The organism is Bacillus sp. RC252, assembly GCF_044909215.1.
In the GTDB taxonomy this organism is placed as follows: Bacteria; Bacillota; Bacilli; order Bacillales; family Bacillaceae_G; genus Bacillus_A; species Bacillus_A mycoides.
In genome coordinates, this window is record NZ_JBIYDV010000004.1 from 283733 (window position 1) to 301204 (window position 17472).

General features: G+C 35.9%; 16 protein-coding genes and 4 pseudogenes. 17 read left to right on the forward strand and 3 right to left on the reverse strand.

Annotated features, from left to right (window positions below; genetic code table 11):
- Positions 1-68 precede the first annotated feature (68 nt).
- The 6 genes from ABH960_RS08275 (at position 69) to ABH960_RS08300 (ending at position 3738) form a co-directional block, all read left to right on the forward strand.
- Positions 69-548: a GyrI-like domain-containing protein gene (locus tag ABH960_RS08275; protein WP_002033380.1), complete on the forward strand. Its 480-nt coding sequence runs from the start codon at positions 69-71 to the stop codon at positions 546-548.
- A complete protein-coding gene (locus tag ABH960_RS08280; protein ID WP_078178994.1) occupies positions 535-1044 on the forward strand; it encodes a phage tail protein in 510 nt (169 codons plus the stop codon). Before ABH960_RS08275 ends, ABH960_RS08280 begins: the two co-directional genes overlap by 14 nt.
- 165 nt (positions 1045-1209) lie before the next feature.
- The gene (locus ABH960_RS08285; RefSeq protein WP_033709324.1) at positions 1210-1467 is read left to right on the forward strand and encodes a DUF3963 domain-containing protein; all 258 of its coding nucleotides are present in this window, start codon (positions 1210-1212) and stop codon (positions 1465-1467) included.
- A gap of 192 nt (positions 1468-1659) precedes the next feature.
- Positions 1660-2292, forward strand: a complete 633-nt coding sequence (locus ABH960_RS08290; protein WP_002066409.1) for a LysE family translocator — start codon at positions 1660-1662, stop codon at positions 2290-2292.
- A 296-nt stretch (positions 2293-2588) separates the two neighbouring features.
- The gene (locus ABH960_RS08295; protein ID WP_404444291.1) at positions 2589-3188 is read left to right on the forward strand and encodes a TetR/AcrR family transcriptional regulator; all 600 of its coding nucleotides are present in this window, start codon (positions 2589-2591) and stop codon (positions 3186-3188) included.
- 4 nt (positions 3189-3192) lie between these two features.
- A complete protein-coding gene (locus ABH960_RS08300; RefSeq protein WP_404444294.1) occupies positions 3193-3738 on the forward strand; it encodes a hypothetical protein in 546 nt (181 codons plus the stop codon).
- A gap of 268 nt (positions 3739-4006) precedes the next feature.
- Here the strand turns inward: ABH960_RS08300 and ABH960_RS08305 are convergent.
- Positions 4007-4545 (reverse strand): annotated as a pseudogene (locus ABH960_RS08305) (Tn3 family transposase); the annotation flags it as partial.
- A 656-nt stretch (positions 4546-5201) separates the two neighbouring features.
- Positions 5202-5330, reverse strand: a complete 129-nt coding sequence (locus ABH960_RS08310; protein ID WP_404444297.1) for a hypothetical protein — start codon at positions 5328-5330, stop codon at positions 5202-5204.
- 162 nt (positions 5331-5492) lie between these two features.
- On the opposite strand from ABH960_RS08310, the gene ABH960_RS08315 reads away from it, so the two are divergent.
- From ABH960_RS08315 to ABH960_RS08350, 8 genes and pseudogenes are all read left to right on the forward strand, one after another.
- Positions 5493-5999 carry a hypothetical protein gene (locus tag ABH960_RS08315; protein WP_404444300.1) on the forward strand — a complete coding sequence of 169 codons (507 nt, stop codon included), beginning with the start codon at positions 5493-5495 and terminating at the stop codon, positions 5997-5999.
- 246 nt (positions 6000-6245) lie between these two features.
- The gene (locus tag ABH960_RS08320) at positions 6246-7403 is read left to right on the forward strand and encodes a sensor histidine kinase (RefSeq protein ID WP_404444303.1); all 1158 of its coding nucleotides are present in this window, start codon (positions 6246-6248) and stop codon (positions 7401-7403) included.
- Positions 7400-8068, forward strand: coding sequence for a response regulator (locus ABH960_RS08325; RefSeq protein ID WP_002087571.1), 669 nt, complete (start codon positions 7400-7402; stop codon positions 8066-8068). The genes ABH960_RS08320 and ABH960_RS08325 overlap by 4 nt, the downstream gene beginning before the upstream one ends.
- 100 nt (positions 8069-8168) lie before the next feature.
- Positions 8169-8627, forward strand: coding sequence for a CcdC protein domain-containing protein (locus ABH960_RS08330; RefSeq protein ID WP_002137524.1), 459 nt, complete (start codon positions 8169-8171; stop codon positions 8625-8627).
- A gap of 420 nt (positions 8628-9047) precedes the next feature.
- Positions 9048-10328 carry an isocitrate lyase gene (aceA, locus tag ABH960_RS08335; RefSeq protein ID WP_193659084.1) on the forward strand — a complete coding sequence of 427 codons (1281 nt, stop codon included), beginning with the start codon at positions 9048-9050 and terminating at the stop codon, positions 10326-10328.
- 630 nt (positions 10329-10958) lie between these two features.
- A pseudogene (locus tag ABH960_RS08340) lies at positions 10959-11237 on the forward strand (hypothetical protein); the annotation flags it as partial.
- Between the two features lie 294 nt (positions 11238-11531).
- Positions 11532-11726, forward strand: a pseudogene (locus ABH960_RS08345) (hypothetical protein).
- 116 nt (positions 11727-11842) lie between these two features.
- Positions 11843-12001, forward strand: coding sequence for a hypothetical protein (locus ABH960_RS08350; protein WP_002137521.1), 159 nt, complete (start codon positions 11843-11845; stop codon positions 11999-12001).
- A gap of 233 nt (positions 12002-12234) precedes the next feature.
- Here ABH960_RS08350 and ABH960_RS08355 read toward each other — a convergent pair whose 3' ends face one another.
- The gene (locus ABH960_RS08355) at positions 12235-12816 is read right to left on the reverse strand and encodes a TetR/AcrR family transcriptional regulator (RefSeq protein WP_002066413.1); all 582 of its coding nucleotides are present in this window, start codon (positions 12814-12816) and stop codon (positions 12235-12237) included.
- A gap of 274 nt (positions 12817-13090) precedes the next feature.
- Between ABH960_RS08355 and ABH960_RS08360 the strand changes: the two are divergent.
- From ABH960_RS08360 to ABH960_RS08370, 3 genes and pseudogenes are all read left to right on the forward strand, one after another.
- Positions 13091-14361 (forward strand): annotated as a pseudogene (locus ABH960_RS08360) (MFS transporter).
- Between the two features lie 99 nt (positions 14362-14460).
- Entirely contained in the window at positions 14461-15534 is a 1074-nt protein-coding gene (locus tag ABH960_RS08365) for an LLM class flavin-dependent oxidoreductase (RefSeq protein ID WP_404444309.1), read from the forward strand.
- 51 nt (positions 15535-15585) lie between these two features.
- The gene (locus tag ABH960_RS08370) at positions 15586-16524 is read left to right on the forward strand and encodes an alpha/beta hydrolase (protein WP_404444312.1); all 939 of its coding nucleotides are present in this window, start codon (positions 15586-15588) and stop codon (positions 16522-16524) included.
- The last annotated feature ends 948 nt before the right edge of the window (positions 16525-17472 follow it).

The following is a 17472-nucleotide window of genomic DNA, read 5'->3' on the forward strand; positions in this document are numbered from 1 at the left end:
ATATTATAAACTCATCAAGTGAAAAGATAAATCGTTTGATCAATTTAAAAGTGAGGAAGGTTTTAAATATGAAAAATTATACAATAGAAGAAAAAGATAGCTTTATCGTGTTAGGTATTGGAACTGAACTTAAGAGCCACTATACAGACTTTGCGGGCATAAACAAGGAAAAGGCAGACTTTTGGCTGGCTGTCGAACAAGATGGAAGGTTGGACACTTTAAAAGCTTTAGCTACAAATGATTACATTTTTTCGGTGAGTGAAGCGGTGAATAACAAGATGATGTATTACGCTGGTGTCATGACAGAGGCAACGATACAAGAAGAATCTAGAGTTATCCAGTTTCCGAGGGGAGAATACCTAGTAGTTAAAGGGGAAGGCGATACAGCTGAGGAGCTAAGTAATAAGCTTACTGGTATTGCATTTGGTCAAGCATTAGCAGAAGTAAAAGATTTTTCCTATGTTGGTGGGCCAAATACAACAGTTGAGATGGGGCAGCGAAACGGCTTAGTATTTGGTGAAATATGGATTCCAGTTGTTAGGAAGTAAAGTGTTAAAAGGAGAGATGGAATTGTCCAATATAGTTGATTTTAAAAACGTAACTACAGCTGGCATGGAGTCTTCACCTGTAGCAGAAGCACTTGCTGGTTTACGTGCCCATGAAGCACGTTACTTTATGAATAAATACAAGCATGAATTTACGGTTGTACCAGCTAGTGAAAGCGAGAAGACTCTTGATTATGTGAACCGCATTTTGAAAGAAGAACGTGATATTGAGTTTGCGGCAAAACCTTTAGAAACATCGTGTTTTCAAGTGGAAAATATTAAATTTGCCTATGTTTTCTATGAGGATGGTCTTGCAGTCAACGTCATGTATACGTTGGATAACCCAAAGAAGCGGGCCGTTGGATTTAAGCTTTCTGAGGGAATGGAGATACCAACGGAGTTAGTAGAGAAGTTTAAGTTTGCTAGACAGAAGTCTAAACTTGCTGGAACAATTCGAGGTTCGTTTTTTGTAATAAAAGGAGAATATAGTGTAAGTTGAAGAATCATTCATTTGTTATATTGAGTTATTTTTTAAAAGGCGCGATTAAGGCTAACAATCTTAAATTGTTAGCCTTTTTTTACATAAGTATAATATTCATAGTCTGCTACACACTATGTTCAGATAAAATAAAACGAAAGGAAATTACTGTAGGGTGGTGGTGGCGTGAGCAAAAAAAGGCTATTTGAGTTATTCTTAGTAACTTTTGCTTTACTATTCCTTCATGTAAGCACATTTACTAATGAAAAATTGAATGATAAATTTGGTAACTTTACCTTCTTTGTTGTATTTCTCATGTTTTATATCAACGTTGCATTTATAAAGCGGTATTTTGATGATATACAAAAGTGGATTAGAAATATCACATTTCTTCTTGCCCTGTTAGTAGTAACTTTAATATCACTATGGATAGGTTACTTTTAAAGCCTTGTGATCAAGAAAGTCCCCCAGTTTAAAAAAATGGAGGACTTTTCATAGTCTTCTAAATACAGTGAACCCCGATAATAATAGGCTATGTTAACCTTATATGAATAGGCATACATTAATCTTTTTTCTCCTCAATCATGATAAAATGGACGATAAGAAATTTATGTAAGATAAAGGTGTGGAAGATTCATGGTCAGTTTTAGCACTTTGCTAGCTTTTGCAATTGTTTCACTTAGTATGGTTTGTTCACCTGGGCCTAACATGATTTATCTCATTTCTCGCTCGATTACGCAGGGGCGTATGGCAGGATTCATTTCTCTTTTGGGTATCATGCTTGGCTTCATAATTTATATAATCGCAACAATGTTCGGACTTACAGCCCTTTTCCTAGCTGTTCCGTCTCTCTATGAAGCAGTTAAGTGGGCAGGTGCTGCTTACTTACTCTGGCTCGCATGGAATTCGATTAAGCCCGGTGCTACATCTATTATGGAACCTCGTACTATTGCTATTGAGCCGCCACGGAAATTATTTTTAATGGGACTTATGACGAATCTGCTGAATCCTAAGATTGCTATTTTGTATGTGTCACTTCTACCTCAATTTGAAGATCCTGAGAAAGGATCGTTGCTTCTACAAGGTGCAGTTCTGGGCTTTACACAAATAACGGTTAGCTTTATAGTCAACCTCCTAATTGTATTTACAGCAAGTAGAGTTGCCAAATGGTTTGGCACACGCCCAACGTGGCTGCGAGTGCAACGTTGGCTTATGGCAAGCGTCTTGACAGGTCTTGCTGTACGTCTTGCTTTTGAACGTCGACAGTAAGAGTCTTCTTGGGGAAAGTTACTATCTTTTTGGAACGATTGTAGGGGGAATAAGAATGATATTAAAAATAAAGCCAGCTACTGTATGTTCTTACTTTTACCTAACGTTTTTTCAAAAATGCTAGTAGATGCTGTTTCTTTTTTTAGGGGATACGGTAGGAATACCGTATTTTTTATTATAGGGGAATTTTGTTTTGTTAGCTTGAGAGCAATGTGAAACCTAAAATAATATGATCATATTATTTTAGGTACTTTTTTTATAATATGATCGTATTATAAAAAGGGAGGAGGATATGAGTGCCTAAAATTGTTGATCAAATACAAAGGAAGAATCAGATAGCCACTGCTACTTGGCGTGTAATATTAGAAAAAGGTATTGATAAAGCTTCTATACAGCAAATCGCTGACGAGGCAAACATTTCGGTTGGACTTGTTCAGCATCATTTTTCGTCTAAAAATGAATTAATTCATTATGCAATGAATTTAGTATTGAATCGAATGGAAGAACGGGCAAACAATCGTACAAGTGAATTTAAGGGAACGAAAGAAGAAGCACTTAGAAGATTAATGAAATTTATTATTCCTTCTAATAAAGAAGAAATGTTGGAAGGGAAGGTTTGGATTACATTTCTGGGTATATCCTTTAGTTCTCCAGAACTTATTGAACTTCGGAAGAAAATGGATGACCATACGAGGTATCTTATGGGAATAATTCTAGATTTAATGAGGGATCTAGGATACGTCACACCAGGTCACAATAGAGAATTTGAATTAGAGATACTGTACGGATTTATTGATGGGCTAGTAATTCATGTCCTTCAAACACCAGAATCATATCCAGAAGAAAAAGTAAATCAACTTATTGAGTATTATTTAAAAGAAAAAAAGAGGGATTAATCGCATGAATAAAGTTTTCATTATTATTCTTGTAGTCGTTATTGTATTGATTATTAGGCAGCTTATCCCGAAGAAAGTAGATAGCTTCGATCTTCTTGGTATACCAATCATGGCTATAATCAGAACTTATATGGGTCTTCCAAATAGATTGGACTATATTATTACAATTGAATTAATTAGCTTGCTTATATTAGGAGCGATAGTTGGTTATTGGCAAGCTAAGAGGGTGAAAGTTTTTCATCATAATAATCAATTATGTAGTGTTGGAGGCTATACGTATATTATCGGATGGATTATTATGCTTTTGGGCAGGATTGTTATTTTATTGTTGTTCAATCTCAACTCGCTCGTATTGACATTTCAAGCGGGACAGGAACAGTTTACGAGTGAAATAATTAAAGTTCTTTCTCATGCTGGAGATTGGTTAATATGGTCTACTATTCTTGCATCTTCCATCATGTATACCGTTACCTTATATAAAGATCACCCGGATATCAAGAAATTAATACATGATCGTTTTAAAGAAATAAAACAACGAATAAAATATTAATTTAACTAATTGTTGTTATATGGGCTATTGCCACATGCCCATCAACTTAAGAAAATAAATCAGCCCCAAAACGAAAAAATGAGCTTTTTTATTACAAATTAGCACAAAATCTCGTTCTGGGGATAGCTGTATTTTCTTAGCTTAATAGCGATGTGACTCTACCCCTATTAGGGGGTCCTGACGTCAAAACGTGGATATTATACGCTAAGACATTTTTTGAGAAAAAAGACCCTGATTTCCTTACGCTAAGCAGGAAATCAGGGTCTTTTTATGTTCTTAAAGGACGGAACGAATGATAATTGCTGACAGTAAAGTTGTACTCACCTAGAAAATTAATATGCTCCCAACCAAGAGGTGAGATATGAGGAAGCAACTCTTCTCGATGTTTTCCAATCTTTTTCATATGTTCAATAGCTTGAGATAGATACACAGTATTCCAGATACTGATTGCATTGATAATTAGATTTAATGCACTGGCGCGCTGTAATTGGTCTTGTAGTGCCCGTTCTCGAAGTTCACCGTGTTTCCCGAAAAAAATTGCGCGTGCTAATGCATTCATAGCTTCTCCTTTATTCACCCCCTTTGAATCCGCCGGCGTAAAGTTTCGCTAGAAATATAGTCTAGGATAAACAGTGTTTTTTCAATGCGTCCCATCTCTCTTAGTGCTGTTGCAAGACTGTTTTGCCGGGAGTAAGAGCCCATTTTGCTCATGACAAGGGAAGCTGATGATGTTCCTTCGCGAATGGAATGTGCGAATCGAAGGACATTGTCATAATTATCTCGAATGACTTTTGTAGGGGTTCGACCGAGGTACATGTAATTTCGGGTCATATCCTGTATTTTATTTCCAATAACCATATTTTATTATAACAAAAAGGTTTGAAATTAATAATGTTATGAATTATTTTTGATACAGTATTTTGTTACAACCAGTTCAACAGTTAGGAAGTTTCGTATTTTTAAATACAAAACGTAACAAAAATGAACGTTTATGTTACAAATATCTCCGAAAAATAACATCTAGGAAAAAATGTATCGCTACGACCTATTTTTACACCTATCTCGGCCGAATCCCACTATGATTTCACTTATTGATAAAGAAAAAATCAATGATGCTAAAAAAGATGTTACATCGAGGGTTACGAACTACAAAAAACAAATATCCTAAATTATACTGTTTATTTTCCTATCAAAATCATTTATATTTTGACCAAATAAATTTTAAAAAATTTCTCGAAAAAACAGCCATTCACTTTTTCAAAAATGAAAATAATAATAAACAATTATCCATATTTTATATTGACTTAGCGACCTGTTATCAAAAGGAAAATCAATTCGAAAAAGCTTGTTTATATTACCAAAAAGGCATCTCTTGTATAAGGATAGTCAAAAGTTTAAATATCATCTCATAAAAATGTTTAGTTACAATTTTAATAAGAAAACATATTCAAAACTCCTATTTTTTACATAGCAAATAACATTTTTCCATGTGCTGTTGTTGTATCTACCGTAATAATAATTGGCTTTTGGTTAAAATATTTCGGTTGATGAAGATATGTTGCTGTCCCATATATCCAGTTATATATATTCAAGTGACTTTTTTCACAAAAGAATCATAAAAAACTCTATCTATAGATAGAGGGTATTCAAAAAAAATCACCTTTCAGATAGATGTTCTAAAATAGTAGGGATGTTACAATCCTCCAGTAAGTAAGCAAATAAACAATAAATTTATACTTTATGGGGGTTTTAATTTGAATACTCAAGCTTGGATAATGATTGGTGCATTTTTAACAATTGTATTATTAACACAAATCGGAAGAAAAGTATTTACAACCACAAAGGCTGTATTGCCATTTATTCTTTGTGGTATAAGTGTTTATTTATTCGTCGAGGAAATACCTACCTCAGGTTCAAATATGACCGCACTCATAATCATGACAGTGGTCGGCATGATCATGGGAGGGCTAATGCTTTTTACAGTGAAAGTAGAATATGGTTCTGACAATAAAGCGTACGTAACTGCTGGCATTCCTTATTTATGTTTATGGATTGTTGGACTTGGATGGCGAGTCGTATTAGCTTATGTAGCGACAGACTGGTATCCACAACAATTTATAGATTTCATGGTATCGAATCACTTGGATTTTAATGTTATAGCCCCTGCTTTCGTATTTTTTACAATTGCGATGGTAGTTATTCGTACTATTGGAATTGTGATTAGGATACAAAGATATAGAAAAAAATCTAAAGCAAATTAAAGAAATAGGTTAAGAAAAACAACTTCTTTTGCATAATGAAGTAGGTAAAACAAACACACTATACTAACTATTTCATTATTCTTTTAATTTCAGATTTTAGATGATATGTATTAAAGGAATTTAACTCAACTATGAACTATTATAATTGGGAGTTGTAAATTTCCAACCTTTAAATCAAGAAATGGATATTCATCTATAGCCAAAAAATATAGAGACTAAACAGTAAGGTTGGGAGGGAATAAGTACATGGAAAAAGTATTTTTAAAAATGATTGATAGTCATGCAGGAAATGCGATAGGAATCATCTTAATATGCGTATTTTTTTATCAAGGTTTCGCACCTCATGGTACCTTTGCAATATGGGTTTGTAGCGTTTTTGTAACAATTTATCTATGGATGTTGTATTCACCAAAATCTTGGTGGAATGCAAGGAAGTACGCTTTATTTACGAGTATATTAATAAGCATATCATGTGTATTATATTTTTCTCATCCGAATTTTCCAAATTATGCGTTATGGCCACTCATAGTTTTTCTTGCCGCTGCAGAACCAAAGTGGACACGAGTAACGACAATTTTAGCTGCTATAACGGGGATAGTTATTATTCTATTTATACATGCGAACACGTTTCCTTATCAAGAAACATTAATTATTATCGGCCTCTATGTCTCGATCCGAAGCACATCCAAGCTAAGAGACGCATATCAAAAAAATCAAAAACAACTAAAAGAATTAGACGAAGCACATGCTGAACTACAAGAAACAACGGTATTTTCTATGCGATATGCAGCTTTTACGGAAAGAACAAAATTAGCAAGAGAGATTCATGATGGACTTGGACATCAAATGACCTCACTTATTATTCAATTACAGGTCCTTAAGATTATCTTAAGGAAAAATCCTGCTGATGCCCAAGATCATGTTGAAGAACTTTTAAAGGTGGCACGAAAAGGAATGGAAGAAATCCGCGTCGCTGTTAAGGAATGGACAAGTGATGAAAAAGATCTCGGGCTTACTTCATTAAAAGGATTGATTTCACAGGTTCAAGCGAATTCTTTATTACAAATTGAGTTCATTCAAACTGGAAATATAACAGAGTGGACGATGGAGGAAAGTACAATTCTGTATCGCATTCTACAAGAGTCTTTAACTAATGTCTTACGACATTCTAATGCAGATTCTGTTATTGTAAACGTAACAGAAATAGACGGAGTAGTAAAACTCACAATTGATGATAATGGTATATATACAGGGGATAAGCCATTAAAATATGGCTTTGGACTCAATGGTATGATAAAACGCTGTAAATCAGTTGGAGGTAATTGTTCCTTTTTTCTAAATGAACCAAAAGGACTTCGAGTTGAAGCCACTATTCCAATTCAGAAAAATGGAGGAGAAGTATGACAGAAAAGATTCGTATTGTGCTAGCTGATGATGAACCATTTGTTCGAAAAGGCCTATGCTATATTATTGAAATGCAAGATGACATGGAGATAGTTGGGGAATGTAAAGACGGTAAGGAAGCAATTAAAGTGGCTTTAGAAACTGCACCAGATATGGTAATTATGGACATTCAAATGCCTGACTTATCAGGCATTATGGCTACTAAAAATATTATGAGTATATTACCAAACACAAAGGTTGTTCTATTAACAACATTTGATGTACAACAATATGTCTTAGATGGTATTCGAGCTGGTGCAGTGGGTTATATATTAAAAGATACTGAGACGGAGGAAATGTTAGATAGTATTCGATCTATGAATAGAGGGGCAATGATTTATAATAGCACGACAGCAAATCAAGCTTTTACACAATTTATAAAACACGATAATAATGATTATAATTTAGCTAGCGAAGAACTTGAATATACGGAAACTCTAACTAAGCGAGAGATTGATGTTTTACAATTATTAGCTTATGGAAAACAAAACCATGAAATAGCTAAAATCCTTTATGTTTCCGAAGGGACAGTCAAAACTCATATCCACAATATTCTTCAAAAACTAGATGTAACAGATCGTACACAAGCAGCTGTAATGGCAATTCGAAAAAAAATTGTAAAGTGATATCTACTGTATGTAGTAAAAAGAATAAAATTTTAAATTAACATAGTGTTTTTCTAATTGAAATTAAACAGATCATAATAAAAAAGAAGGAGAGTATAGCATGGATAATACAACTGGTCTTATTATTTTAATTCTTATAATTCTCCTTAAACTAAAAGAAAGGGAATTGAAAGTTCAACGAATGTGGATTGCTCCTGTATTAATCGCATACTATACATTTACTCATGTATTTAACGATCTCACATTAATAGAAACAGGTCTATTTGTAGTATTACTTGCTCTTGGAGGAATTGTAGGAGCTGTGCGTGGTTCTACAACTATAATACGAATCGATAAAAATAATGGGAAGGTTTATGCTAAAAATTCTTATATCGCCTTAGGTATATGGATTGTTGTATTTATTTTACGTTTTATTGTAACGTATATTTTTAAAGGTTCAAGTCAGTATGCGCTAGGTTTAGTAACGAATGGTATTTTTTGCTTTATTGCGGCGAGTGAGTGTATAAGAAAAGGGATTCTATACTTAAAAGCAAAAAGTTTGATGCATTCAAAACATTAAGTATTGCTAAGGGTAATTTTTGTAGTATAGCAAATTTCAGTGTTTTTCTAACATCAACACATTGCCATCAAGTTAAGAAACTCATTGTTCCTCAAAAATGAAAAAATGTTATGCTCTCTGTATATTCCTACAGAGAGCATAACATTTTTTATGACTCTTTCTATTCAAAATGAACTACAATTGTTTACTGAGAAATTCCCCAGACATATGTCATCACATATCTTGGATAAATTAGCTAGAGAAATAGGATTTGTTCAACAGGAAAATAAATATTAGCATCTTTCTTCCAAGAACAAATAAAAGAAAGCGTTGATTCTTATCTTCATTATCCAGGAATATACTCAGGCGGCCAAGAAAATATTTAGTGCAATAGTTACTCGAAAGAATAACTGAAAAATAACATACGAGGAGATGGAAGAAATGAAAAACGAAAGAATTCAACAATTACAAGAAAATTGGGAGTTAGATAAACGTTGGAAAGGGGTAAAACGCCCGTATTGTGCCGAAGATGTTATTCGTCTTCGAGGATCTATCGATATTGAACATACACTAGCACGCCACGGTGCAGAGAAACTTTGGCAATCGCTTCATATAGAAGACTACATCAATGCGCTTGGTGCATTAACAGGAAATCAAGCAATGCAGCAAGTGAAAGCAGGCTTAAAAGCAATTTGTGTAAGTGGTTGGCAAGTAGCTGCTGATGCCAATTTATCTGGACATATGTATCCAGACCAAAGTTTATATCCAGTGAATAGTGTGCCCTCTGTTGTAAAAAGAATCAATCAAACGTTGCAACGTGCTGATCAAATTCAGCATATGGAAGGTGGCAGTGATATAGATTATTTCGTACCAATTGTTGCAGATGCAGAAGCTGGTTTTGGTGGGCAATTAAACGTATTTGAATTAATGAAAGGAATGATTGAAGCAGGTGCAGCAGGTGTACATTTTGAAGATCAGTTGTCTTCAGAAAAGAAATGCGGACATTTAGGTGGAAAAGTATTATTACCGACACAAACGGCGGTACGTAATTTAATTTCTGCTCGTTTAGCTGCGGATGTTATGGGCGTGCCGACAGTAATCGTGGCAAGAACAGATGCAGATGCAGCGGATTTAATTACGAGCGACATTGATCCAATTGATCAAGAATTTATTACAGGAGAAAGAACAACGGAAGGTTTTTATCGTACAAAAGCGGGGCTCAATCAAGCGATTGCACGTGGCCTAGCATATGCACCGTACGCAGATCTTATTTGGTGTGAAACGTCTGAACCAAATTTAGAAGATGCGAAGCGTTTTGCAGAAGCAATTCATGAGAGATACCCAGGAAAGTTACTCGCATATAACTGTTCACCGTCGTTTAATTGGAAACAAAAATTAGATCAAAAAACAATTGAAAACTTTCAAAAAGAAATGGCATCATATGGTTACAAACTCCAATTTGTAACACTTGCAGGATTCCATTCGTTAAACCACAGTATGTTCGAATTAGCACGCGGCTATAAAGAACGTGGTATGGCAGCGTATTCTGAATTACAACAGGCCGAATTTGCAGCAGAAGAGCATGGTTATTCTGCTATGCGTCATCAACGAGAAGTCGGAACAGGTTACTTTGACGAAGTAGCACAAGTGATTACGGGTGGAACTTCATCTACGACAGCGCTGAAAGGTTCTACGGAAGAATTGCAGTTTAAAGATAATTAATTCAGTTATTGTGGAGAAAGTCTTAAATAACATTGGGATTTTGAACAAAAATTGCATGAGAAACATATATGTAATATTCAATTTGTTTTGAATTTTATCAATGTGGTTGTTGCATTTTAAATTATAATATAAGTAACTCTTTTTATTGCTATATATCTGTCATTTCTTGTTACAGAATCCTTATTACAAGGATTCTGTTTTTTTGCATTAAATTTCTACAAACAAAAAAGATAAGGTCGGAGAATTCAATCTTATCTTTAGTACAAGGAGTAAACATAAGGGATAATCATCATATTTTTATCACGCTTTATAGTTTAAATTTTGAATATTCAAACTATAAATAACAAGTATATCTATATTGAGAAATTTATTGCAAATTTAGTTGTAAATGTTTCAAATTAGAAAAGGTTAGCTCCTCACTTCACCCCAGCCAAAAACCTTACACCCAAAAACGAAGGGTAACTCAATTATCAAACTCATATTAAGTTTCAATCTTGCCTAAGCACCCATTAGGATATACAATTGATCATCTATTTTTCTTTACATAATCTCCAGATACAGTCCATATCAACTATAGATTCTTGTCTTATGCTAAATGTAGTTCCAAACAAAACAAGGAGGTAATGAAAAATGATTAAAACATTATTAGCAGGAGCACTTTTAAGTACAGGATTGGTAGCGGGGGGTGCAGTAGGTGCAGATGATGCGAAAATGGACAATTTAAAATCAAATGAAGATAGTTCAAATCAAGTAATTACACGGAGTGCAGATGGAACAACGTCTTTCTCACAAAACTTTGATGTACCTAAAGATGCAGTGCCAGCAACTCCTAAAGGAGATGCAAAAACTGTTGAAAGAACAGAAGGTACAGGTTCTCAAGAAGGAAAAATGGTACCAACAAAAGAAGGAAATTAAATACTATATAGTTATAACGAAGAGCATCCAAAAAGTGGTGCTCTTTTTATATTATAGGGATCAACTGGTTTTATTCAATATAGAACTGTAGTGGGAATTCAAGCTAGAATATGGGTTACTGTCTCTTCAAATCAGGGTGTTTGAAGCACTAGGTTTGATGGTAACGTTACAACATAAACATTTTATTAGAGATTTTTTAAATTTACATACACTCTAGATAAACTACATATCAACTTCAGATACTTGTTTTATGATACAAGTAATCAAACAAAAGGAGGGCAATACAAAATGATTAAACAGTATTAACAGGGCACTCTTTTAAGTACAGGAGATTATTAACAGGTGGAGAAAATGTTGAAGATGTACAGACAGATAAACATATTCCATATGAACAAAATGAATTGTAACAAACTCTAGAAAAGTACGATTCGAAGAAATTTGAGTTATAAAAAGAAAATAGATAAATATAGTGAAAATAGATAAATTGACAAGAGAAAAGCACTTTGTGTATATCACAGGTGCTTTTTATTTTCATTTTAATATAGGGCTTGCATTAAATTTTTACACTAAAATATATACGGCAAAAAGGGGGGAGTTCATTGCACAAAGTTATTTATGGAATATTAATTTTAATTTATACTTTGTATTCATTTTTTGTAAGTGATGGAAGTGAAGTAGGGTTTATTATGGTGTTAACTATAGTACTTATCTTTTCTGTGGTTTTAGAAAAAGGAAATGCAAACAAAACGACTGATTAAAGGTCTTTTTGTTTGCATTTTTTAGTTGGCTATTACAGTCCAGATGTTTTAGGGATAGCACCAAATCGCCATCAACTTAAGAATTCAGAATTACCCCGAAATGAAAAAATGAGCAATTTTGTTACAAGTTAGCACAAAATTTCGTTCTGGGGGTACTATAAAATTGTAGCTTGATGGAGATTTGACGTTACCCCTATAAAGGTGTGGTTTTCGTACTTTTAAATACAATCATGTCACTTAAGTAATGTGAGCGTCGCTGCTATTACATTGTCCACAAATGAACGTTGGGGGCGAGATTTCATCATAACCGTTAGACCGATTAACGCTACAATCAGTGCCTGTGCCAAAGACTTTGCATCTGTGTTGAATTCCAGCTCACCTGATTGGATTCCTCGTTCGATCGTCTCCTGAAAAATGACGGCGAGGTACATTTGATGTTCTCTGGTCAAAATTTCAAATCTCTCATCATGAGGTGCTAGTTCAACCATTGTATTGATACAAAAACAACCTTTACTAAGATCCCCTGCGTATTCTTCATTGACGACATCGGCAAAGAAAATAGAAAATGCCTCTTTTACAGAGGAGTGACTTTGAAGCCTATTTCGTATATCAGAGGCCCGAGACATTGTATACCTGCGAAGTGCGGCTTCAAACAATTCTTTCTTATCTCCAAAAGTCGAATAAATACTAGGGCGTTGAATGCCCATTCTAGAAGTAAGATCACTTAATGAGGTAGCCTCATATCCCTTCTCCCAAAATAACTGCATTGCTGCATCTAAAACTTGATCCTCATCAAATTCACGGGTTCTTGCCATTAAGAATTCTCCTCCTCAAACTTTGATTTTATTAATTGTTTTAGGATAGGTGTGTAGGTAATTACAATTGTTTTTTTATTACCAAACAGTATGTAATTATTATATAATTAGCTATTCTTCATGTCAAATCAAGATCCATTCATTTAATGAAACATTAACTTTAGTGCAAAAAATCGTTGACATCATGAATAAGGCTAAGTTATATTTACCAGTAATCATATCGTACTGAACGGTATGTTATGATTAAAAATATAATGTAATTGGAGGTTAAGGTATGTGCAAAACAGAGACAAATATAGAAGATGATCCACTCTACACTAAGATAAGTCATAAATCTTCCATAACAAAACCTAATTTGAATCAACAGCTATCCATGTCTCACGCTTTGGCATTATTGTTTGCGACTGCCTGTGGAATGTCTGTGGAATGTCTGTTGCCAATATTTACTTTGCACAGCCGTTGCTTGATCAACTATCTAATGAGTTTAGTATTAACCATTCCATTATTGGTGTTGTTATTACCATTACACAAATTTTTTATGGATTGGGCTTACTACTACTCGTACCGCTTGGAGATTTGCTAAACCAGCGACGTCTAATTGTCGGTCAGATGCTATTATCTACAACAGCTCTGGTTATAGTTGGTACTGCTTCCTCCAGCATGGTACTTTTCGCAGGTATGGCTTTGGTGGGTCTGCTTGCAGTTGTGACACAGACTCTCGTGGCGTTTGCAGCGACCATCGCTTCCCCTACAGAAAGAGGACGTGTCGTTGGCATTGTAACAAGTGGGATAGTTATTGGCATACTTCTCGCACGTACTTTTGCTGGTATATTAACAGATGTTGCGGGATGGCGTTCTGTATATCTATTTTCTGCAGCGCTCATGCTTTTGATGGTTTTTATGTTTATAAAGATGTTGCCCAATGTTGAACGCGAGGTAAAATCGCTATCCTACCCTCAGTTGATTAGATCGGTGCTTGCTTTGTTTATTCAAGAACGAACGTTACGCGTTCGCTCCGTTCTAGCCATGCTGATTTTTGCTGATTTCAGCATTTTGTGGACTTCACTAGTACTGCCACTTAGTACACCGCCAATTGCTCTATCTCATAGTGCAATTGGCGCATTCGGTCTTGTAGGTGTGGCTGGAGCCTTGGCTGCGGCACGGGCAGGGAAATTGGCCGATCAAGGTTACGGACAACGAACGACAGGCATTGCTTTAGCTCTATTATTGATTTCATGGTTGTTCATCAGCTATATAGAGCAGTCATTAATCGCATTAGTGATAGGGATAGTTTTACTTGATTTGGCCGTACAAGCAATACATGTCACGAATCAAACCATGATCCTTCCATTGCATACAGAAGCACGGAGTCGACTTACTGCTGGATATATGGTGTTTTATTCTATCGGCAGTGCTGGTGGTTCAATTGCGTCGACTCAAATATACGTACACTTTGGCTGGGGAGGGGTTTCCTTACTCGGAGCCTCTGTCAGTGTTTTAGCTCTTCTTTTTTGGGCTATGACCAGACGAGTTAAGATTTTATGAAATAAACGTGTGTTAGCCAATATGAGAAACACGTTACTACCATAAAGGAAATGATTAATTTTTTTGACTTAAATCTAATTGGACTAGGAGAGATAACAAATGGAAATAGGTATTACGTCTTTTGTAGAAACGAAACCAGATGTTCATAGTGGTGAAGTGATAAGTCACGCACAGCGATTACGTGAAGTTGTTGAAGAAATCGTTCTTGCTGATCAAGTGGGACTTGATGTGTTTGGTGTTGGTGAGCATCATAGGAAGGATTATGCAGCATCCTCTCCAGCGATGGTTCTATCAGCGGCGGCACCACAAACGAAAAAGATACGGCTCGCGAGTGCAGTAACCGTGCTTTCTTCAGCTGATCCTGTGCGCGTTTTTCAGGATTTTTCTACACTGGATGGCATTTCAAATGGACGCGCAGAGATTATGGCGGGTCGTGGCTCCTTTATCGAATCTTTTCCATTGTTTGGCTATAACTTGAAAGACTATGAAGAACTGTTTGAAGAACATTTGGACCTACTGCTCAAAATACGTCAGTCCGAAAAAGTGACTTGGGAAGGCGGACATAGACCAGCAATCAATAATTTAGGTGTATATCCAAGACCTGTTCAAGATCCTTTACCGATATGGGTTGGTAGCGGTGGGAATCAGGAATCTGCTATCCGTGCCGGTTTTCTGGGATTACCACTTATGCTGGCGATTATTGGTGGTAGCCCAATGCACTTTGCACGAATTGTACAGCTATATAAGAAAGCGGCGGCTCACGCTGGTCATGATGTATCAAAACTTCAGGTGGGATCTCATTCAATTGGATTTGTTGGAGAGAATACGGAATTGGCAGCAGATACATTTTTCCCTTCCACTCAGGCAGGCATGAATAAACTTGGTAAAGAGCGGGGGTGGCCTTATTATGATCGTTCCAGCTTTGATGCTGCACGAAGTTTTGAAGGGGCGTTGTATGTTGGTGATCCAGATACAGTCGCCGAAAAAATCATACATCTTCGTAAGCATGTAGGGATTACACGCTTTATGATGTATGTACCATTAAGTACCATGCCACATGATCAAGTCATGCGTGCCATAGAATTGCTTGGAACAGAAGTTGCCCCTCGTGTAAGAGAGGAAATTGCCAAATGGGAAGTTGAAGGAGAACAGGAGACACATCTATTCCGTTAATTATTCCATAAGGATTGCATCAAGTTCCATTATTTAATTGGAGGAATTTATATGAAAATTGACAGTCGAGTATTACCAGAATTAAAACAGGCTTTCTCACAATTTCCAGGCTTTCAATTAGAGGGGGATTTGGAGGCGAGTCGAAGTCTCTTGTCGAATCCACATTTGGAAAAATCAGAGCTTGTACACATGACCAAGCGAATGATTCCTGGCGCAGCCGGCGATATGTTAGTTAAAATTTACGAACCCGTTGAGAAAAATCTTGATAAACTTCCAGCTATGCTGTGGATTCACGGTGGTGGATACGTAATGGGCCACCCTGATATGGACGATGTTTTGTGTGAACGCTTTGTTCAGACTGCTGAATGCGTTGTTGTGTCTGTCGATTATCGACTTGCGCCCGAACATCCTTATCCAGCGGCTATTGAAGATTGTTATGCATGCTTGGTTTGGATGACAAATGAGGCAGACTCGCTTGGAATTGATGTGAATCGAGTTGCGATCGCCGGTGCAAGTGGAGGCGGTGGACTAACAGCAGCGCTTGCGTTAATGGCTCGTGATAAAGGAGGTCCATCTATTATTTTTCAGATGCCGCTGTATCCGATGCTTGATAGTCACAACATAACACCATCAAGCTATGAGATTATAGAAGACAATGCAACATGGAATAGATCAAACAATTTAACGGCTTGGAATATGTACTTGGGAAAGAAGGACGATACTAACGAACCATCTCCCTATGCCGTACCTTCGAGAGCAGAAAACTTAGCCGGACTACCGCCAACTTATACATGTGTAGGTCAACTCGATTTATTCCGAGATGAAATTATTGAATATGTAACACGACTTGCACAAGCAGGAGTAGATGTTGAATTTCATCTCTATCCCGGCTGCTTCCATTGCTTTGAAGTGCTTGTGCCTGAAGCCGAAGTGAGTCAGCGTGCCAGTCAGAATTATTTTGATGCGATGGCACGGGCGCTTCATCCATAACTTATCTTAGTTCAGTCATCGGGGTGTTCAACTGAAGGCATGAGTGATAGCTCTAAATTTATTCGATGAGTAGAGATTACAGAAAGAAGTACAAATAGTGCCACCATATACTTTAAATTTTGCCCCTTACTCATTGATTAAAAACAGGAAATACTTCAAAGTTGGAATATTTAACCAAGTTTTCGAAATAGTGTGCTAGCAATTCAACTTTTTTACTGCGGTTACGATGATAAGCACAATCAACACTTTGGAGCGTTTTTTTCGTAAGTCGAGTTACTTTTTTAATCGCATTCATACTAAACAGCAGCAGGAAAGGGCGCCAATTGAACATTGGCACCGTTTATAAGAAGCGATAGACTGCATCCTTAGCTGGATCTTCATTTCAAGCTCGGAAAAAATAGAATTAAGTTCTTTTGGTAGTTGATGATATTGGTTATTTTGAGCTATTGTAGTTAAGGCACCTCTTCTGTGGTAGTGATTTCTAGGTAATCTCACTATACCAAGGATCGAGGTGTTTTTCATTTTACTCAAGTTGTACAGTACACAATTGATAGACTCTAAATTCAATATAGCTAAATCTCCCCGCTTATTTTATAGGTGCGAAAGTTGAGTTATTTGATTCCCATCTTAATGAAGAAGTATTGAAATATATTTCTCCATTAGAATGGGAACACATTAATATTCTAGGAAAATACCGATTTAGTATAAAAGAAATTGCATCATTAGACTCCCTACAATCACTACAAACAACTTAACAGTAAAAAGCCAATTATTCTCTTAGAGTACCGGAAATCGGCTTTTTCTTATGAAATTTTGCTTAGCGTACGAAATTCGCGTTTTGATGGTGCTACCCCATCGCTATCAAGCTAAGCTCATGTAACGTCAATGATAGGCGAGATTGTTTCTTTTTTTCGAAAGTCTATATGTAGGTGCTTTAAAGATTTGCAT

Bases quoted from the DNA above. Each gene is read 5' to 3' on its own strand.
- ABH960_RS08275 (WP_002033380.1), top strand. From the start codon at position 69: ATGAAAAATTATACAATAGAAGAAAAAGATAGCTTTATCGTGTTAGGT.
- ABH960_RS08290 (WP_002066409.1), top strand. From the start codon at position 1,660: ATGGTCAGTTTTAGCACTTTGCTAGCTTTTGCAATTGTTTCACTTAGT.
- ABH960_RS08300 (WP_404444294.1), top strand. From the start codon at position 3,193: ATGAATAAAGTTTTCATTATTATTCTTGTAGTCGTTATTGTATTGATT.
- ABH960_RS08320 (WP_404444303.1), top strand. From the start codon at position 6,246: ATGGAAAAAGTATTTTTAAAAATGATTGATAGTCATGCAGGAAATGCG.
- ABH960_RS08325 (WP_002087571.1), top strand. From the start codon at position 7,400: ATGACAGAAAAGATTCGTATTGTGCTAGCTGATGATGAACCATTTGTT.
- ABH960_RS08330 (WP_002137524.1), top strand. From the start codon at position 8,169: ATGGATAATACAACTGGTCTTATTATTTTAATTCTTATAATTCTCCTT.
- aceA (WP_193659084.1), top strand. From the start codon at position 9,048: ATGAAAAACGAAAGAATTCAACAATTACAAGAAAATTGGGAGTTAGAT.
- ABH960_RS08355 (WP_002066413.1), bottom strand. From the start codon at position 12,816: ATGGCAAGAACCCGTGAATTTGATGAGGATCAAGTTTTAGATGCAGCA.
- ABH960_RS08365 (WP_404444309.1), top strand. From the start codon at position 14,461: ATGGAAATAGGTATTACGTCTTTTGTAGAAACGAAACCAGATGTTCAT.
- ABH960_RS08370 (WP_404444312.1), top strand. From the start codon at position 15,586: ATGAAAATTGACAGTCGAGTATTACCAGAATTAAAACAGGCTTTCTCA.